General features: G+C 62.8%; 12 protein-coding genes. 6 read left to right on the top strand and 6 right to left on the bottom strand.

Annotation, left to right across the window (positions count from 1 at the left end):
* Together BLW55_RS15635 and BLW55_RS15630 are read left to right on the top strand one after the other, a co-directional pair.
* Window positions 1–1,434, top strand: coding sequence for a glutamine synthetase family protein (locus tag BLW55_RS15635; RefSeq protein ID WP_040664618.1), 1,434 nt, complete (start codon window positions 1–3; stop codon window positions 1,432–1,434).
* A 10-nt stretch (window positions 1,435–1,444) separates the two neighbouring features.
* Entirely contained in the window at window positions 1,445–2,731 is a 1,287-nt protein-coding gene (locus tag BLW55_RS15630; RefSeq protein ID WP_090329417.1) for an NAD(P)/FAD-dependent oxidoreductase, read from the top strand.
* Window positions 2,732–2,906: 175 nt separating this feature from the next.
* On the opposite strand, the gene BLW55_RS15625 is transcribed toward BLW55_RS15630, so the two are convergent.
* From BLW55_RS15625 to BLW55_RS15615, 3 genes are all read right to left on the bottom strand, one after another.
* Window positions 2,907–4,679 (bottom strand): SLC13 family permease, encoded by a 1,773-nt coding sequence (locus BLW55_RS15625; RefSeq protein ID WP_090329416.1) that lies wholly within the window; start codon window positions 4,677–4,679, stop codon window positions 2,907–2,909.
* Between the two features lie 124 nt (window positions 4,680–4,803).
* The gene (locus tag BLW55_RS15620) at window positions 4,804–5,553 is read right to left on the bottom strand and encodes an SDR family oxidoreductase (RefSeq protein ID WP_007006950.1); all 750 of its coding nucleotides are present in this window, start codon (window positions 5,551–5,553) and stop codon (window positions 4,804–4,806) included.
* A gap of 20 nt (window positions 5,554–5,573) precedes the next feature.
* Window positions 5,574–7,049, bottom strand: a complete 1,476-nt coding sequence (locus BLW55_RS15615; RefSeq protein WP_090329415.1) for an aldehyde dehydrogenase family protein — start codon at window positions 7,047–7,049, stop codon at window positions 5,574–5,576.
* A gap of 211 nt (window positions 7,050–7,260) precedes the next feature.
* Between BLW55_RS15615 and zwf the strand changes: the two genes are divergently transcribed.
* The 4 genes from zwf to BLW55_RS15595 all read left to right on the top strand — a co-directional run bounded on the left by zwf (window position 7,261) and on the right by BLW55_RS15595 (window position 12,650).
* Complete coding sequence (gene zwf / locus BLW55_RS15610; RefSeq protein ID WP_090329414.1) at window positions 7,261–8,733, top strand: glucose-6-phosphate dehydrogenase; 1,473 nt, start codon at window positions 7,261–7,263, stop codon at window positions 8,731–8,733.
* Window positions 8,734–8,735: 2 nt separating this feature from the next.
* Window positions 8,736–9,449, top strand: coding sequence for a 6-phosphogluconolactonase (gene pgl, locus BLW55_RS15605; protein ID WP_090329413.1), 714 nt, complete (start codon window positions 8,736–8,738; stop codon window positions 9,447–9,449).
* A 35-nt stretch (window positions 9,450–9,484) separates the two neighbouring features.
* The gene (gene edd / locus BLW55_RS15600) at window positions 9,485–11,299 is read left to right on the top strand and encodes a phosphogluconate dehydratase (RefSeq protein ID WP_090329412.1); all 1,815 of its coding nucleotides are present in this window, start codon (window positions 9,485–9,487) and stop codon (window positions 11,297–11,299) included.
* Between the two features lie 103 nt (window positions 11,300–11,402).
* Window positions 11,403–12,650 carry a DUF2254 domain-containing protein gene (locus BLW55_RS15595; RefSeq protein ID WP_244509099.1) on the top strand — a complete coding sequence of 416 codons (1,248 nt, stop codon included), beginning with the start codon at window positions 11,403–11,405 and terminating at the stop codon, window positions 12,648–12,650.
* A 128-nt stretch (window positions 12,651–12,778) separates the two neighbouring features.
* Here the strand turns inward: BLW55_RS15595 and BLW55_RS15590 are convergent, their stop codons facing one another.
* From BLW55_RS15590 to BLW55_RS15580, 3 genes are all read right to left on the bottom strand, one after another.
* Window positions 12,779–13,741, bottom strand: coding sequence for a GlxA family transcriptional regulator (locus BLW55_RS15590; protein ID WP_007006944.1), 963 nt, complete (start codon window positions 13,739–13,741; stop codon window positions 12,779–12,781).
* 71 nt (window positions 13,742–13,812) lie between these two features.
* Complete coding sequence (gene folD, locus BLW55_RS15585; protein ID WP_090329411.1) at window positions 13,813–14,709, bottom strand: bifunctional methylenetetrahydrofolate dehydrogenase/methenyltetrahydrofolate cyclohydrolase FolD; 897 nt, start codon at window positions 14,707–14,709, stop codon at window positions 13,813–13,815.
* Window positions 14,710–14,860: 151 nt separating this feature from the next.
* Window positions 14,861–17,113, bottom strand: a complete 2,253-nt coding sequence (locus tag BLW55_RS15580; RefSeq protein ID WP_244509098.1) for a GumC family protein — start codon at window positions 17,111–17,113, stop codon at window positions 14,861–14,863.
* Window positions 17,114–17,264 lie beyond the last annotated feature (151 nt).

Here is a 17,264-nt window from a genome sequence, read left to right as displayed (position 1 = left end):
ATGCCTGACAGGAAGAAGCTAGCCCGCCGCGCAGGTAGAGGTGAATCCGTACGCGCGCCCGCATTCTTGAAAAACCTACGCGGTGTGAAGGACTGGAAGCAGGCCACGGCCTGGCTGGAATGGCGCGGCATCGAGGACATTGAGTGCATCACCCCCGATCAGGCTGGTGTTGCCCGCGGCAAGATGATGCCGTCCAAGAAATTCACGTCGAACACGTCGCTGGCGCTGCCCTCGGCCGTCTTCATGACGACGATTTCCGGCGAGTATCCCGAAAACAGCGGCGATTTCGTCTATCCGGAAGACGATGGTGACCTGAAGCTCCTGCCGGATCTCTCCACGCTCTCTTCGGTCCCGTGGGAGACCGATCCGACCGCACAGGTGATCTGTGATCTTGTCCATCAGGATGGGCGCGACGTGGCGTTCAGCCCGCGCAATGTGTTGAAACGCGTGGTGGCCGAATATGCCAAGCATGGCCTGAAACCCATCGTCGCACCGGAGATCGAATTCTACCTCGTCCACAAGAACCCCGACCCGGACTATCCGCTCACCCCGCCTGTCGGGCGCTCCGGTCGTCCCATCGGTGGCGGTCAGGGTTATTCCATTGCCGGCGTCAACGAGTTCGACGAGTTGATCGACGACATCTACCACTTTTCCGAAGGCCAGGGTCTCGAGATCGACACACTGATCCACGAGGAGGGGGCGGGCCAGCTCGAGATCAATCTGCGTCATGGCGACCCGATCGAGCTTGCCGATCAGGTGTTCATGTTCAAGCGCACCATCCGCGAAGCCGCGCTTAAGCACGACACTTATGCCACCTTCATGGCCAAGCCGATCCAGAACCAGCCGGGCTCCGCAATGCACATCCACCAGTCGGTGGTGTCGCTCAAAACCGGCCAGAACGTCTTTTCCGACGAGAAGGGCGAGGAGACCGACATGTTCCGCCACTTCATCGGCGGGCTGCAAAGGCATATCCCCAACGCGCTCATCATGCTGGCGCCCTATGTGAATTCCTATCGCAGGCTCACCCAGGGCACGGCGGTTCCCGTCAACACACGCTGGGGCTATGACAACCGCACAACGGCCTTCCGTGTGCCACGTTCCGATCCCGCCGCGCGGCGCGTGGAGAACCGCATCCCCTCCTCCGACGCCAATCCCTATCTGGCGCTGGCGGCCTCGCTCGCCTGTGGCCTTGTCGGCATTCTGGAGAAGAACAAGCCCGATGCACCCGCCGGGACCGCCGTCAATCAGGACGAGATTGAACTGCCGCGCGGCCTTCTGGAAGCCGTTGCGCTGTTTGAGGATGACGAGAGCCTGAAAGAGATGCTCGGCGCGCCCTTCGTCTCCACCTTCGCGGCGATCAAGCGGGCAGAGTTCGAGACCTTCATGCAGGTCATCAGTCCGTGGGAGCGCGAATACCTGTTGCTGAACGTTTAGGCACGCGCCCATGATCTACCAGTCGCCCGTTTCGCCCGGCCTCTCCTGGTATGAAGCGACCGTTAGCGCGCGTCCTGAATATCCGGCCCTTGATGGCGACTATCGCGTCGATGTCGCCATTGTCGGCGGTGGCTTCACCGGCCTTTCCGCGGCCGCGCATCTCGCAAAGGCAGGCGTCAATGTTGCTCTGATCGAGGCGCACCGTTTCGGTGACGGTGCATCAGGCCGCAATGGCGGGCAGCTCGGCACCGGCCAGCGCGCCTGGGCCGAGGAACTGGAAGCAGAGCTCGGCTTTACCCGCGCAAAAGCCCTGTTCGACCTCGCCGAAGAGGCCAAGGCCCATCTGCTCGATTTCGCCGCCGGCAACGCCATCGAGATCGACTATCGGCCCGGCCAGCTTTCGGTGGTTCACAAGAGGCGCTATCTGGACGAATACCGTCGGCACGCAGACATCATGCGCGGGCGCTTCGGCTATCCCCACATCACCTATATGGACGAGGCCCAGACCGCTCAACGCCTCGGCTCGACGCGCTATTTCGGCGGAACCCGCGACACCGGCACCGGCCATATTCACCCGCTCAAGCTCGTGACGGGCACCGCGCGCGTCGCGGCAGAGGCCGGAGCACTTCTCTTCGAGAAGACACCGGCCACACGGATTTCCTCAGATGCAGGCGGTGTTCGTATTGAGACGCCCACCGGCACAATCACCGCCGAAAAATGCCTCATCGCCACCAATGCCTATGGCGGCGACCTTGAACCGAAGAGCGCGGCCCATGTCATGCCCATCGGCTCCTTCATCGGCGCCACGCCGCCGCTCGGCGACGACAGCCCGGTCCTGCCGGGGGGCGAAGCGGTGGATGATTCCCGCTTCGTCGTGCGGTATTTCCGGCGCTCTGCCGATGGACGCCTGCTCTTCGGCGGTCGTGAAATCTATGCGCCCGGCGAAGATAAGGCGATCCACCAGCACATCCGCCGCCAGATCGCAGAGCTTTATCCGGCCTTGAGCGATGTGGAGCTCACCCATGCATGGGGTGGTTATGTGGGCATTACCATGCCCAGAAAACCCTATGTGCGCGAGGTCATGCCGAATGTGATTTCCGCCGGCGGCTATTCGGGCCATGGCGTCATGCTGTCGAACTTTGTCGGCAAGCTCTATGCCGAAACCGTGTGCGGAAACCGCGACCGACTCCGCCTCTTCGAGGAGCTCAAGATACCGCCCTTTCCGGGCGGTCGGCGCCTGCGCCCGATCCTGATGTTTCTGGCCCTCAACTGGTACGCCCTGCGCGATCGGCTTTAGGCTCGAAACTCCCGTTGCATTGATGCTGTGCGTGGTTCGACAAGCTCACCATGAGGGTGGGTAGAGGCCTGCAGGAGCAATACCAGCATCGTGTAGCCAATCATTCTTGCAAGCGCCTACCTCCTTCATGGTGAGCTTGTCGAACCACGCACCACGCACGGCGCTGTTGCCCGCTCTACAACGGCCAGAAGAACAGGATCGCCGGCACCGACACCGCAATGATCAGCACTTCCAGCGGCAGGCCCATGCGCCAGTAATCGCCAAATCGATAACCACCCGGCCCCATGATGATCGTGTTGTTCTTGTGTCCTATGGGCGTGAGAAATGCGCAGGACGCGGCCACGGCGACACCCATCAGAAACGGGTCCGGCGAAACATCGAGCCCCTTGGCGATGGAAAGCCCCACCGGGGCAGCGATCAGCGCGGTTGCCACATTGTTCAAAAAGTCCGAAAGGGTCATCGTCACGATCATCAGGATCGCAAGGATTGCCCAGGCGGGCAGAGCGCCCGTGAGCGAGAGAATGGAATCGGCAATCAGCTTGGTGCCACCGGATTCTTCGAGCGCCAGCCCCAGCGGTATGAGCGAGGCAAGAAGCACGATCACCGGCCATTCGACGGATTCGTAAACTTCGCGCGCGCCAACCACATTGAACAGCGCATAGATGGCAACTGCCCCGGCAAGCGCCACTGCAAGCGGCATCAAGCCCATCACAGAAAGCGCCACCGCAGCCGCAAAAACGCCAACGGCAAACAGCGCCTTGCCGCGCTGGATCACCGTGTGGCTTTTTTCGGCCAGCGGCAACACGCCCAGCCAGTCGGCAGCATCGTTCACCCGGCTTTCAGGCCCCAGAAGAAGCACCACGTCGCCCGGCTTGATGACGAGCTTTCGTACTCGCTCGCGAAACCTGCGCCCCTGACGCGAGACGCCCAACAGCGTCACGCCGCGGCGATAAAGCAGCCGCAGATCGTTCGCGGTGCGCCCCACCATATGGGCATTGTCGGGAACGATGGCTTCCACCAGCACCAGAGACTTACCGCGAATGCCGCCATGCTCCTCGGAGCCCGGCGCATCGAGGTCAGCAGCGCCGATGAAGGCTTCAATGGATTTCGGATCGCCTTCGAGAATGACGTGATCGCTCTTGCGCAATTCCTCGCCGGCGGCAAATCCCGGCAGGCGCTTGCCACGACGCACGAGACCGAGAACGGTCACATCGTGCTCATCGGCAAGCGGGTAGAGTTCGCTGACCGCCTTGCCAATGAAACCGGACTTTTCTTTCACGCCCGCTTCCGCAACGAACAGGCCAGCCGCCCCGTCTTCTCCGACAGCCGCCGCCTGTCCAGTATCGGGGATCAGCCGCCACCCGACCGTTGTCACGAACGCGATGCCGACAATGGCGCACACCAGCCCCACTGGCGAAAAATCGAACATGGAGAAGGATTCGCCCAGCGCCCGCCCGCGAAACTCGGCAATGACGATGTTGGGCGGCGTGCCGATCAGCGTGATCATGCCGCCGAGGATCGTCGCAAATGAAAGTGGCATGAGCGATTGCGAGACGGGGCGCTTGGCCTTTTTGGCCGCCTCGATGTCGAGGGTCATCAGCATGACCAGCGCGGCCACATTGTTGATGACAGCGGAAAGCCCCGCGCCGATCACCGACATGAAGCCGATATGTGTTGAAAGGGAACGCCCCGACGAGAGCACGAAACGTGCGATCAGTTCCACCGCGCCTGCGTTCATCATGGCGCGCGAGACGATGAGCACCAGGGCGATAATGACCACAGCTTCGTGGCCAAAGCCCATGAATGCGTCATGCGCATCCACAACACCCGCCACCACCGCAATGATCAGCGCCGCGAAGGCAACCAGATCATAGCGAATGCGCCCCCAGACAAGGAAGGCGAACACGACGCCCAGCAGACTGAAAAGAAAGAGCTGCTCATAGGTCATGCATGTTCCCCCGCCTGCGGCCACTCATTCGTTGAATGGCCCTTCTGATTTATCCGACTATGGAAAATTCCGGACCGGGCATCTGGTTCCCGTGCCTGCGGAATTCTCCGTCAGCGGCGCAGCCTCAGATGCAGCGCCCGCCATCCACTTCGAGTGCAACACCGGTGATGAACTCCGCCTCATCGGAAGCAAGCCACAGGGCCGCATTGGCAATGTCGAGCGGTGTGGAAAGCCGGCCAAGCGGAATGGATGCGCGGAACTGTGCACGCTTTTCCGGCGTGTCCTCGCCCATGAACTGATCGAGCATGCCGGTCTCGCCCGCCACCGGGCAAAGGCAGTTCACGCGGATGTTCTGCGGCGCGAGTTCCACGGCCATCGACTTGGTCGCGGTGATCGCCCAGCCCTTCGAGGCATTATACCAGGTAAGACCCGGACGCGGGCGCAGGCCGGCTGTCGATGCGGTGGTGATGATCGAGCCGCCGCCCTGTTTGTCCATGATCGGCACCACGGCCTGCGCGGCGTGATAGATCGCCTTCATGTTGACGGCGGTGATGAGGTCGAAGGTCTCCTCATCGACCTCCAGCATCGGGCCGTTGCGGTGCGTGTAGCCAGCATTGTTGACCATCACGTCGAGCCGACCATGGGCCTGCATGGCGGCATCCACCATCGCGTCCACATCGGCCTTCATGGAAACATCGGCGGTGACGGGCAGCGCCGCCTCGCCAATCTCACCGGCGATCTTTTCCGCACCCTTTGCATTGAGGTCCGCAACGATGACCTTCGCGCCCTCCTCGGCGAAACGCTTTGCCATTCCGGCGCCAAAACCGGACGCCGCGCCGGTGATCACGGCGACCTTGCCTTCAAGTCGTGCCATTTCGAAAATTCCTGTCAGTGTTAGCCGTGGTTGAAAACGATTGTCTTTGTGGCGGACATGTCGAACAGGGCTTCAAAGCCTTTTTCGCGTCCATGGCCGGATTTCTTGAACCCGCCAAAGGGGAGTTCGATACCGCCGCCCGCGCCATAGCCATTGACGAAAACCTGACCGGCGCGCACGCGCTTGGCCACACGGTGCTGGCGCGCGCCGTCACGCGTCCATATGCCAGCCACGAGGCCAAACTCGGTATCGTTGGCAAGCCGGATCGCATCCGCCTCATCTTCGAACGGGAAAAGCGAAAGGACAGGCCCGAACACTTCTTCTTGTGCCAACGCTGCCTTCGGGTCGACGGCGCCGAAAAGCGCCGGCGCCTGATAATAGCCGCCCTCCGGCGCATCCGGATGCACCGTGCCCTCGGCCAGAAGCGGGATGCCGGCTTCCTTTGCTGCCGCGATAAATCCGGCGACCTTGTCACGCTGCGCCGGGTTGACCAGCGGGCCGATGTCGAGATCCGCATCATGCGGCCCTGCAACCAGCTTTGAGAAGCGCTCGGCCAGTGCCGAAGCGACTTTCTCATAGACCGGCTTTTCGATCAGCACGCGGCTGCCGGCAGAGCAGGTCTGCCCGCCATTCTGGATGATGGCGTTGACGAGCACCGGCAGCGCCGCCTCAATATCCGCATCCGCGAACACGATCTGCGGGGATTTGCCGCCCAGTTCCATGGTCACACCGCGATTGTTCACGGCGGCTGCCTGCTGGATTGCCGTGCCGGTCATCGGCGAACCGGTGAAGGTCACGTAGTCCACCAGCGGATGCGCGGAAAGGGCGGCACCGGCGCTGCGGCCATAGCCGGTGATGACGTTGAACACGCCTTCGGGAATGCCCGCCTCATGCGCCAGTTCGGCGATCCGGATTGTCGACAGCGATGCGTCCTCGGCCGGCTTCACCACCAGCGTGTTGCCCATGGCAAGGGCCGCGCCCACAACGCGGGCGAGAATCTGCATCGGGTAGTTCCATGGCGTGATGCCCACCACCACGCCATGCGGCTCGCGCAGCGTCAGCGCCGTGTAGCCGTCGAGAAACGGGATCGTGTCGCCGTGGATCTTGTCGGCCGCACCGCCGTAAAACTCATAATAGCGCATGGTGGCCGTCACATCGGCCTTGCCCTGGCGGATCGGCTTGCCGGTGTCGCGCGATTCGAGTGCTGCCAGTTCCTCGCCGTGCTTCTCCACCAGATGGAAAAGCCGCGTCAGGCAGCGCCCGCGCTCCACCGCCGGCATGCGGCTCCATGGCCCCTCGTCAAAGGCCTTGCGGGCGGACTTCACCGCCAGATCCACATCCGCCTCATTCGAAGCGGGGATGGAGGCGAAAACCTTGCCGTCGGACGGGCAGCGAACGTCGATGCGTTCGCCCGAGAGCGAATCGACGGACCGCCCGCCGATGAACTGCATGAAAGCGCGGCCCTCAGCCACGCTGCGCGAAAAATGGGTTCCCATCCCTGCCGCTCCGGTTTGTAATGTCAGTGCGCAAGCCTATGCTCGCGAAGGGAACCATGGGAAACCCGCCATGCGAAGACATGTCAAGGCACAAATGGTTATGCAGGCTTGGCTCAGCCTCGACATGCGCGTGCGACGGAATCCCATCTGGCTTTCTTAAATCGATTAGACTATAGCAACGGCAAGCTGTACCGACGCAGACGGAGAAACCATGACCAGCCAGACAATTCCGGTCGAACCTTTCGATCTCGTGGTGTTCGGCGCCACGGGCGACCTCTCCGAACGCAAGCTCCTGCCGGCGCTCTATCAGCGTCAGCGGGCGGGACAATTCACCGACCCTACCCGCATTATCGGTTCCTCGCGCACCAGACTCTCCGACGAAGAGTTTCGCACCTTTGCCGAGAAAGCGATCCGCGAGCATGTCGCCAAGGACGATATCGAGACAAAGGAGCTCAAGCATTTTCTGGCTCGTCTTTCCTATGTGCCGGCGGATGCGAAATCGGGCGAAGGCTTTGCCGACCTCAAAACCGAAGTCGGTGACAGCAAGAGCGTGCGCGCCTTCTATATGGCCGTCGCGCCAAGCCTTTTCGACGACATTGTCGGACAGGTGGACAAGCATGGCCTGTCGACGGACACGGCCCGTGTCATCGTTGAAAAGCCGATTGGCCGTTCGCTGGCCTCCGCGCACGAATTGAACGATGCCATCGCCCGCGTCTTCGACGAGCACAATGTCTTCCGCATCGACCATTATCTCGGCAAGGAGACGGTGCAGAACCTGATGGCGCTGCGCTTTGCCAATGCGCTCTACGAACCGCTCTGGAACTCCGCCCATATCGACCATGTGCAGATCACGGTGGCCGAATCCGTCGGGCTGGAAGGCCGTGCCGGCTATTATGACAAGGCCGGGGCGCTGCGAGACATGGTGCAGAACCACATCCTCCAGCTTCTCTGCCTCGTTGCCATGGAGGCGCCCGCCTCGATGGACGCCGATACGGTGCGCGATGAAAAGCTGAAAGTGCTGCGCGCGCTGAAGCCCATCACCACCGCAAGCGCGGAAAAGGCGACCGTACGCGGCCAGTACCGTGCCGGTGCTTCCAATGGAGGGGCGGTGAAGGGCTATACGGAAGAGCTTGAAAGCGGCGAGAGCAACACCGAAACCTTCGTTGCCATCAAGGCCGAGATCGAAAACTGGCGCTGGTCCGGCGTGCCATTCTATCTGCGCACCGGAAAGCGGCTCGCCACCCGCGTTTCGGAAATCGTCATCGAGTTCAAGCCGATCCCGCATTCCATCTTCGAGGATGGCGCCGGCAAGGTCTTTGCCAATCAGCTCGTCATTCGGTTGCAGCCCGACGAGGGCGTGAAACAGTGGATCATGATCAAGGACCCCGGCCCCGGCGGCATGCGCCTGCGCCATGTGCCACTCGACATGAGCTTTGCCGAATCCTTCAGCGTGCGCAATCCCGATGCATATGAGCGGCTCATCATGGATGTAATCCGTGGCAACCAGACCCTGTTCATGCGCCGCGACGAGGTGGAAGCGGCATGGCGCTGGATCGACCCGATCATTGCCGCCTGGGAAGACAACGAGCAGCCCGCACAGGGCTACACGGCAGGCACATGGGGCCCGTCCTCCTCAATCGCGCTGATCGAGCGCGACGGCCGTACCTGGCATGAGAGCACCTGACCATGGTGGACTGCAAATGGCATGAATTCGCCTCGCCCGAAGCCCTGGCTGAAAACCTTTCGGCCACTGTTGCCGAAAAGCTCGCCGCTGCCGTCAAGGAGCGGGGCCGCGCGGCCATTGCCGTCTCCGGTGGCCGCACACCCGCACTCTTTTTCGACCATCTGTCACGGCGCGACATCCCGTGGGACAAAGTTACCGTCACCCTTGTGGACGAGCGTTTCGTTCCGGCGGATTCGCCGCGTTCCAATGCCCGGCTGGTCGCCCAGCACCTTTTGCAGAACAAGGCCGCCCGAGCCGCCTTTGTCGGCCTCTACCATGAGGCAGAAAGCATTGCCGAGGCGGCAGAAAAAGCCGCAGGCGTGCTCGCGGAAATTCCGGCGCCCCTCGACGTGGTGGTGCTCGGCATGGGCAATGACAGGCACACCGCCTCGTTCTTTCCCGACGCCACAACCATCGAGACGCTGCTCAAACTGGCAGAAGGCCCGGATGTGCTGCCCGTCTCCTCTGAGAGTGCCGGCGAGCCGCGCCTGACGCTCTCCATGAACCGCATTGCCGGCGCGCGTTTCCTCGCCCTTCACATCGAGGGCGACGACAAGCGCAAGACGCTCGAGGAAGCGCTGGCCATGCAACCCGGCCCGGACGCGCCCATCAGCGCGGTGCTCGCCGGGGCGAAACATCCTGCCCGGATATTCTGGGCGCCCGCCAGCCAGACCTGAGGCGCGGGAGCAACTGCTACACAGGACGCCATGCCATGACCGCCAGACCCGAAATCGAAGCCGTCACAGCCCGCATCCGCGAGCGTTCGCGCGCCAGCCGCGAAGCCTATCTGGAGCGCCTCGACCATGCGAGCGAACAGGCCGTTCACCGCTCCGCTCTCTCCTGCGGAAACCTCGCCCATGGGTTCGCCGCCTGCGGCCCGACCGACAAGGCAGCACTTTCCGGCGATCGGGTCCCCAATCTCGGCATCGTGACCGCCTACAATGACATGCTCTCGGCGCATCAGCCCTTCGAGCCCTATCCCAACATGATCAAGGAGGCCGCACGCGCGGCCGGCGGTGTGGCGCAGGTGGCAGGCGGCGTCCCGGCCATGTGCGACGGCGTCACCCAGGGTCAGCCCGGCATGGAGCTTTCGCTCTTTTCGCGCGATGTCATCGCCATGGCTGCTGCAGTCGGCCTGTCGCACAATATGTTCGATGCCGCCGTTTATCTCGGCGTCTGCGACAAGATCGTGCCAGGCCTCGTAATCGCCGCGCTCACTTTCGGCCATCTGCCCGCCGTCTTCATCCCCGCCGGTCCCATGACGTCGGGCCTACCCAATGACGAAAAGGCGCGCATCCGCCAGCTTTATGCTGAGGGCAAGGTGGATCGCGCCGCCCTGCTCGAAGCGGAATCGAAATCCTATCATGGTCCCGGCACCTGCACCTTCTACGGCACCGCCAATTCCAACCAGATGCTGATGGAGATCATGGGCCTGCACACGCCGGGTTCCTCGTTCATCAACCCCAACACGCCGCTGCGCGACGCCCTGACGAAGGAAGCGGCCAAACGCGCGCTTGCCATCACCGCGCTCGGAAACGAGTTCACGCCCGTTGGCCGCATGATCGACGAGCGCTCCATCGTCAATGGCGTGGTGGGGCTCAACGCCACGGGCGGCTCCACCAACCACACCATGCATCTGGTCGCCATGGCGGCGGCTGCCGGCATCAAACTCACCTGGGACGACATCGCCGAAATCTCCGACCACGTGCCGCTTCTCGCGCGCGTCTATCCCAACGGGCTTGCGGACGTGAACCATTTCAACGCTGCGGGCGGCATGGGCTTTCTTATCCGCGAACTGCTCGATGATGGCTATCTGCATGAAGATGTCCGCACCATCTGGGGTGAAGGTCTGCGGCCTTACACGGTCGAGGCGAAGCTTGCCGATGATGGCACTGTCGCACGCCTGCCCGCACCCGCCACCAGCGGCAACGAAAAGGTGCTCACCACCGCCGCCAAGCCCTTCCAGAAGACCGGAGGCATCCGCGTCCTGTCGGGTAATCTGGGCAAATCCATCATCAAGATTTCCGCCGTCAAGCCCGAGCACCGGCTGATCGAGGCGCCGGCCATCATCTTTCACTCGCAGGACGAGATGCAGGAGGCTTTCAAGGCCGGAAAGCTCGACCGGGACTTCATCGCCGTCATCCGCTTCCAGGGGCCCAGGGCCAATGGTATGCCCGAGCTCCACAAGCTCACGCCTGCCCTTGGCGTTTTGCAGGATCGCGGCCGCCGCATCGCGCTCGTCACGGATGGCCGCATGTCTGGCGCATCCGGCAAGGTGCCGGCAGCCATCCACGTCACGCCTGAAGCGCTCGACGGCGGCATGATCGGCAAGTTGCGTGACGGCGACCCGATGCGCCTTGACGCCGAGAAAGGCACAATCGAAGTGCTGGTCGACGCGGACGAACTCGCCGCGCGCGAGAGCGCCGCCCCGGATCTTTCGGCTAACGGGTTGGGCATGGGGCGTGAGCTTTTCGCCGGTTTCCGACAGCTTGCCGGCCGCGCGGATCAGGGGGCTGCCGTTTTCTGATCTGGAACAATCAGTCGCCCCGGTGCATTCTCTCCATGATCGGAGGGGGGCGGTGAACGGCTACTGGTTTCTATTCAGACGATTTTCGCGGGCCCTGTGGTTCTTGCCGGCACTGTTCTGCGCGTCGGCGGTGCTCGTCGTCATACTCGCTTATCTCTCCGCCAGCCTCTTCCCCGAGGGGCTGGAGGAAAGCGCGATCCCCATCACCGTCTCCGCAGACGCCCTGCGCAACATTCTCGGCATCGTTGCATCGAGCATGCTGGCGGTGGCGGTGTTTGCGCTCTCCACGCTTGTAAACCTGCTGACCAGCGCCGCGCAGACCGGCTCGCCCCGCGCTGTCCCGCTCTTTTCAGGAAACCGCGCAGCACGCACCACGATTTCTGTCTTCATCGGCGCATTCCTCTTCTCGATCATCGGCATTATCGGCCTGTCGAGCGGCATCTACACACTTGGCGGGCGGTTGATCCTGTTCATCGCCACAGTGTTCGTCGTCTTCGCGGTCGTCTGGGCATTAATTCGCTGGGTCCGTGAAATCTCGGTCGTGGGCCGCGTGGTGGAAATGACGAGCCGTCTGGAAGATGCCACCCGCGAGGCGCTCAACCGGCTTGGCCGAGACGGGCTTTATGGGTGCAGCGCTGGCGAGGGATCACCCATCGGGCACGAGGTTGCGGCAGGCAGCGTCGGCTTCGTGCAGCATTTCGACCCCCACGCGCTACAGGACCTGGCGGAAGACAAGGGGCTTGTCATTCACGTGCGTGTCCGGCCCGGAGACTATGTGGACCATCCTGCAATCATTGCCGTGGTCGTCGGTGAGGCGGATGAGGCCGTGCTGAAGGCCATCCGCGGCGATTTCATCATCGGAGAGGAGCGTACCTTCGATTCCGATCCCGGCTTCGGCTTTCTCGTTCTGGCGGATGTGGCGCGGCGGGCCCTGTCGCCCGGGGTCAACGACCCCTCGACCGCCAACCATGTCCTCACGGTGCAGACGCGTCTTCTGGCTAACTGGGCGCTGGAGGAGAAGGAAGAGGAACGGAAGGATCCACCTTATCCGCGCATTCGCTTTATGCCGGTCAGCCCGGAGCGCCTGCTGGACGAGGCCTTTCGGCCGATCTCCTATGAAGCCGCATCTGCAGCGCCTGATGTTCAAGAGGCACTGCTGCGCGGCCTGGCCTCACTCGCCCGCATCTCACCGGATGCGTTCTCAAACGCCGCCGCGTCCCTTGCGGAAGACTTCATGGCCCGCGCTGCCTCCGAGGGCTCGCACGAGCCCGACATTGTAGCTCTGCGAAAGTTGGCAGCCGGCTTGACCGAAAGCACCGGGCGCCCTCGCCCTTCGACAAGCTCAGGATGAGGGCTACTACAGCGTTGACGGATAGCGTGGCTGGCGACATGCGTCTTGTGCGTCAACAGCCCTCATCCTGAGCTTGTCGAAGGGCGAGCGCGCCTAGCACCACCATCGAAACCAGCCGCCAAACGCACTCAATAGGTGGTGCGCCGTTCTTCGGAGGGCGGGCGCCCGAACTGCTGACGATAACTCTGCGCGAAATAGGAGTGCGAGGTGAAACCCGTGGCAATCGCCACGTCGAGGATCGCCATATTGGTCTGACGCAGAAGCTCGCGCGCCCGCTCCAGCCTCAATCGCATGTAATAACGCCCCGGCGTCATGCCCAGATGCCGCAGAAACAGCCGTTCCACCTGCCGCACCGAAAGGCTTGCCGCCCTGGCGAGCTGCACCGCCGAGTAAGGCTCGTCCAGATTGTCGGCCATCAGTTCGACGATCTTCTTCAGTTTCTCCGATTTTCCGGTGAGGTCACGCTCCGGTCCCGTCCGCTGGCGGTCGCCCGGCGAGCGGATACGCTCGTGCTGGAACTGGTTGGCCACCTCGTTGGCCAGTTCCACACCCAGGTCGTTGCGCACGATTTCCAGCATCAGGTCTATGGAAGTGGTCACGCCGGCGCAGGTATAGCGCTTCCGGTCGATCTCATAGACATTGCCAGTGCACTCGATCTCTGGAAAGCGCTCCATGAAGGAGGCCCGGTTCTCCCAGTGTATCGTGCAGCGATGCCCCTCAAGCTGACCGGCCTCTGCCAGAAGATAGGATCCCGCCGCCAGCGCCCCGAGAGCCGCGCCGCGACGGCCGAGCGAACGCAAACCCGCCAGCACCGTGCTCTTGCCGGGAAACTCCGTCGTCAACCCGACACAGACAAACAGAATATCGACCGGTGGCAGGTCGGCGATCGCATAGTCGATCTTGATCGGCAAACCGTTGGAGGCCATCACCGCTTCACCATCGGCGGAGACGGTGACCCAGCTATAGACATCCCGTCCCAGAAGACGATTGGCCGAGCGCACGGTGTCGATGGCCGCCGCCAGCGAAAACATCGAGAATTTGTCTACCAGCAGAAAGGCAAACTGCCGGGTATCCTGCCGCGCCTCGCCCATGGCCCATTGTTGTAAAGCAGGCTGGTCCGGCAGGAAAGACATGGGCGATGATCCAGATTGGGGTCCTGGCCCTAGAAAGCGGGCGGCTCAAGTCCCGCAGTGCGGAATGCGGAGGTCAGCGTGTTGGCCATCAGCATGGCGATGGTCATCGGCCCGACACCGCCGGGCACCGGCGTGATCGCGCCGGCGTTTTCCTTCGCCTCGGCAAAAGCGACATCGCCGACAAGCCGGGTCTTCCCCTCGCCCTTTTCCGGTGCGGGGATGCGGTTGATGCCCACGTCGATCACCGTGGCGCCGGGTTTCACCCAGTCACCCCTGATCATCTCGGGGCGGCCAACGGCCGCAACCAGGACGTCGGCGGTTCTTGCAAGCGCGGGAAGGTCCTTCGTTCGACTGTGGGCGATCGTCACCGTGGCGTTCGCTGCCAGAAGCAGGTTCGCCATCGGCTTTCCGACGATGTTGGAGCGTCCGATCACCACCGCCGAAAGCCCCGAAAGATCGCGGCCACGCACTCGTTCAAGCATCAGCATCGCACCTGCTGGCGTGCAGGGCACGAAGGCACTACCGAGCGTACCCGTGCCAAGGCGCCCCACATTGATGAAGTGAAATCCGTCGACATCCTTGTCGGGGTCGATTGTCTGAATGATACGGCCCTCGTCGATATGTTTCGGCAGGGGCAGTTGCACCAGAATGCCATGGATCGCGGGATCGGCATTGAGTTCCTCGACCAGCGCCACCAATTCTTCCTCGCCGGTCTCTTGAGGCAGCGAATGCTGCACCGAATGAAACCCGCACTCCTTCGCGCGGCGCGATTTTGAGGCGACATAAACCTGGCTGGCCGGATCCTCACCGACGATCACCACGGCGAGCCCTGGCGTCACTCCGGTCTCAGTAAGCCTGGCGGTCTCGGTCTTGACCTTCGCCACGACATCCTCAGCGAGGGCTTTTCCGTCAATGATTTCGGCCATGTCTTTCCCCGGTGCAGCTATCAAGGGGTGCGAGGTGGCTCTTCGTTGGGACGAGGCCCGCACATGAGCCCGCATAATGGGGAAAACACAGAACCGCAATCCCGTCACAGCGCCGTTCCCTGACGTTATTGGGAAAGGCGGTGTTTTCAGGTCAGTAACGATGCCTGTTTAACCGGCGTGCCGTTAGCGCATCCACTTCGCGGCGTACGGCCTTGAGACGGTCGTGGATCTCATCGAAGCGTTCGCTGCCCTCATCCTCTTCTTCGACGGTCCCTGGCGCCTGCTGCGCCATGACACCGAAATCAGGTTGAAAAGGCATGGGAGCCTGCTGCCACATCGGATAGGGCTGCATCATCGGCATTCCCACGACCTGCGGCATCGGTGCCATCATCTGCATTGGCCCGGGAACCATCATGCCGGGGTGCATCGCCATCTGCGCTGCCGGCCATGCGGGCTGCGCAGAGAGCGCAGCTGCTACCGGCGCATTCTGCTCCGGGGCGGGCCGGGGCTGATAACGCTTTTCCCGGTGTTCTTCAGCGTGTTCCACGAAATCCTCGCCCGCGTCCGTATCGAGATCGTCTGGAAACGCCTCATCGTCCTCCCAACCGGTTTCCGCACGCGCCATCGCATGGCGTTCACCCGACCGGAGAGACCAGTCCCGCGGACGCTCCCGCGATGCGGCACGGCGATCGTCACGCCCTTCATCTTCCCGCCAGTGCGAGCCGCCACCCGGCGGCGTGGGGTCCGGTTCGGGATCAGGGTCGCGCTCGTCGGCGCGCCGGCTGCCGTCGCCGCCTTCATTCTCACCTGCGTAACCGGCAGCCTGCCGCTCCGCCATGTTTTCGCGCAGGCTGCGGATCGCTCCGCCGACAGCGCCAAGGCCCACACCAGCCATGAAACCCAGAATCATGCCCGCCATCGCTATTGAAGAACGCGACGGACCCGTGGGATCGAGCGGCGGTACGGCCTGGGAAATCACACTCACATTGGCAGTGTTAAAGCGCTCCTGCTGCCCGGTCTCGCGCGCCCTCAGGAGCAGCGCTTCATAAACCGAGCGTTTCGCATTCGCTTCGCGCTCCAGTTCACGAAGCGTGACGCGCTCCGACTCCAGATTCCCTTTCTGCACCTTGAGCCGCGCAAGCTGGCCGGAGAGATCCTGTTCAAGTTGTACCGCCCGCTGCAGCTCCACCTGGTTGGAGGCCACGACGCGGCGCAGTTCGCGTGCGATCTCGTCGCGCGCGCCGACCAGTTCCGCGTCAACGGCCTGACGGTCGGGATGGCGCGGGCCGAACCGCACCGCCAGCCTGCCGGCCTGCTGCTTCAGGCTCGCATATTGTGCGAGCAGTTCTGTCATCACCGGTGAGGCAACCTGCTCCGGCAGAGCGCCGCCAAGAACCGTTTCAACGTCCAGCGACCGTGCGGCGGCAGCGCGCGCATTCAGTTCCGACGTCCGCGCCCGCGCTGCCGAAAGCTGGTCGTTGAGACGCAGGATTTCCTCATCGGTGATCAGGCGTCCCTGCGCGTCGACAATGTCGTTCTTGGCCTTGAAGTCGGCAACGGCGCGCTCGGCCTGCTCCACCTCATCGCGCAATGACTGCAACTGATCCGTGATTTCACGGTTGGCCCGGCCTGCCGTGGCAGACTGGAGCTCGCCATAGGTCGAGAGGAACACATCCCGCGTGGTCGTCGCGATCAGTGCGGATTTGTCGGCACTCTTGGTGGTTGCGCCGATGGTGATGATAAAGGTTTTCGCGTTGCGTCCCACATCAAGCGCTTCGGCCAGGTTTTCGACGGCAATCGTGTGCCGTGCCGAGCCGCCATCATCATCGCCACTGCTGATCAGTGCGGAAATGAGCGCCCGCGGGCTGAGCAGCAGACCGAGAACACTTCCTCCGCCCGTGCCGTTAAACTCCGGGTCTTCGGCCAGGTCGAGCTCATCCACCACTCTGGCCAGAACATTGCCGGAGGTGATGACCGCGACCTGATTCTCGATCAGGGCGAGCGTCGCATCGGAAGGCAGTCCACCGCGCGTCAGATCGCGCTCGACGATCTGCAGATCACGCGGATCGAACAGGAGCTGCGTGGCAGCATAATACATTTTCGGCGTCGAAAGCGCGATCATAACGCCGATCACCGCACCGATGATCGTCGTCAGGACGATCAGCCATCTGGCGCGCAAAATCCCGCCGATCACCTGAACGGGGTCGATCAGCGGTCGCCACACCTGCTCGTCGGAGGCGTGCCTTTGCGTCTGGTTCACGTGGCGACGCTGCTGTGCGCGGCCGGAACTCTCGTCTTCGGATACCGTGCGACCACGCGGTTCCCGGGTCTCGGCGACACGTTCGGCTTCGCGCAGCGCCCGGACCGGCTGCTCCCTCTGCGGACGGCTCTCGACCTCCGGCAAAGGGAAAAACCGATCAAGCAGACGCTGGCGGAGGGATGGTGTTTCCGCCTGTCGTTTTTCTGCCGACTCAGTGCGCGACCGGGGCTTCTCGCGGGGCTGTCCGCTGGGTTTCGCCACGTTCCGGCCCGTCTCGGCGCGGCGCAGATAGGCG

This window comes from Nitratireductor aquibiodomus, assembly GCF_900105565.1.
Taxonomy (GTDB): Bacteria; Pseudomonadota; Alphaproteobacteria; order Rhizobiales; family Rhizobiaceae; genus Nitratireductor; species Nitratireductor aquibiodomus.
Note: the sequence above shows the minus strand (reverse complement) of the source record. Positions and strands in the feature narration are given on the sequence as shown.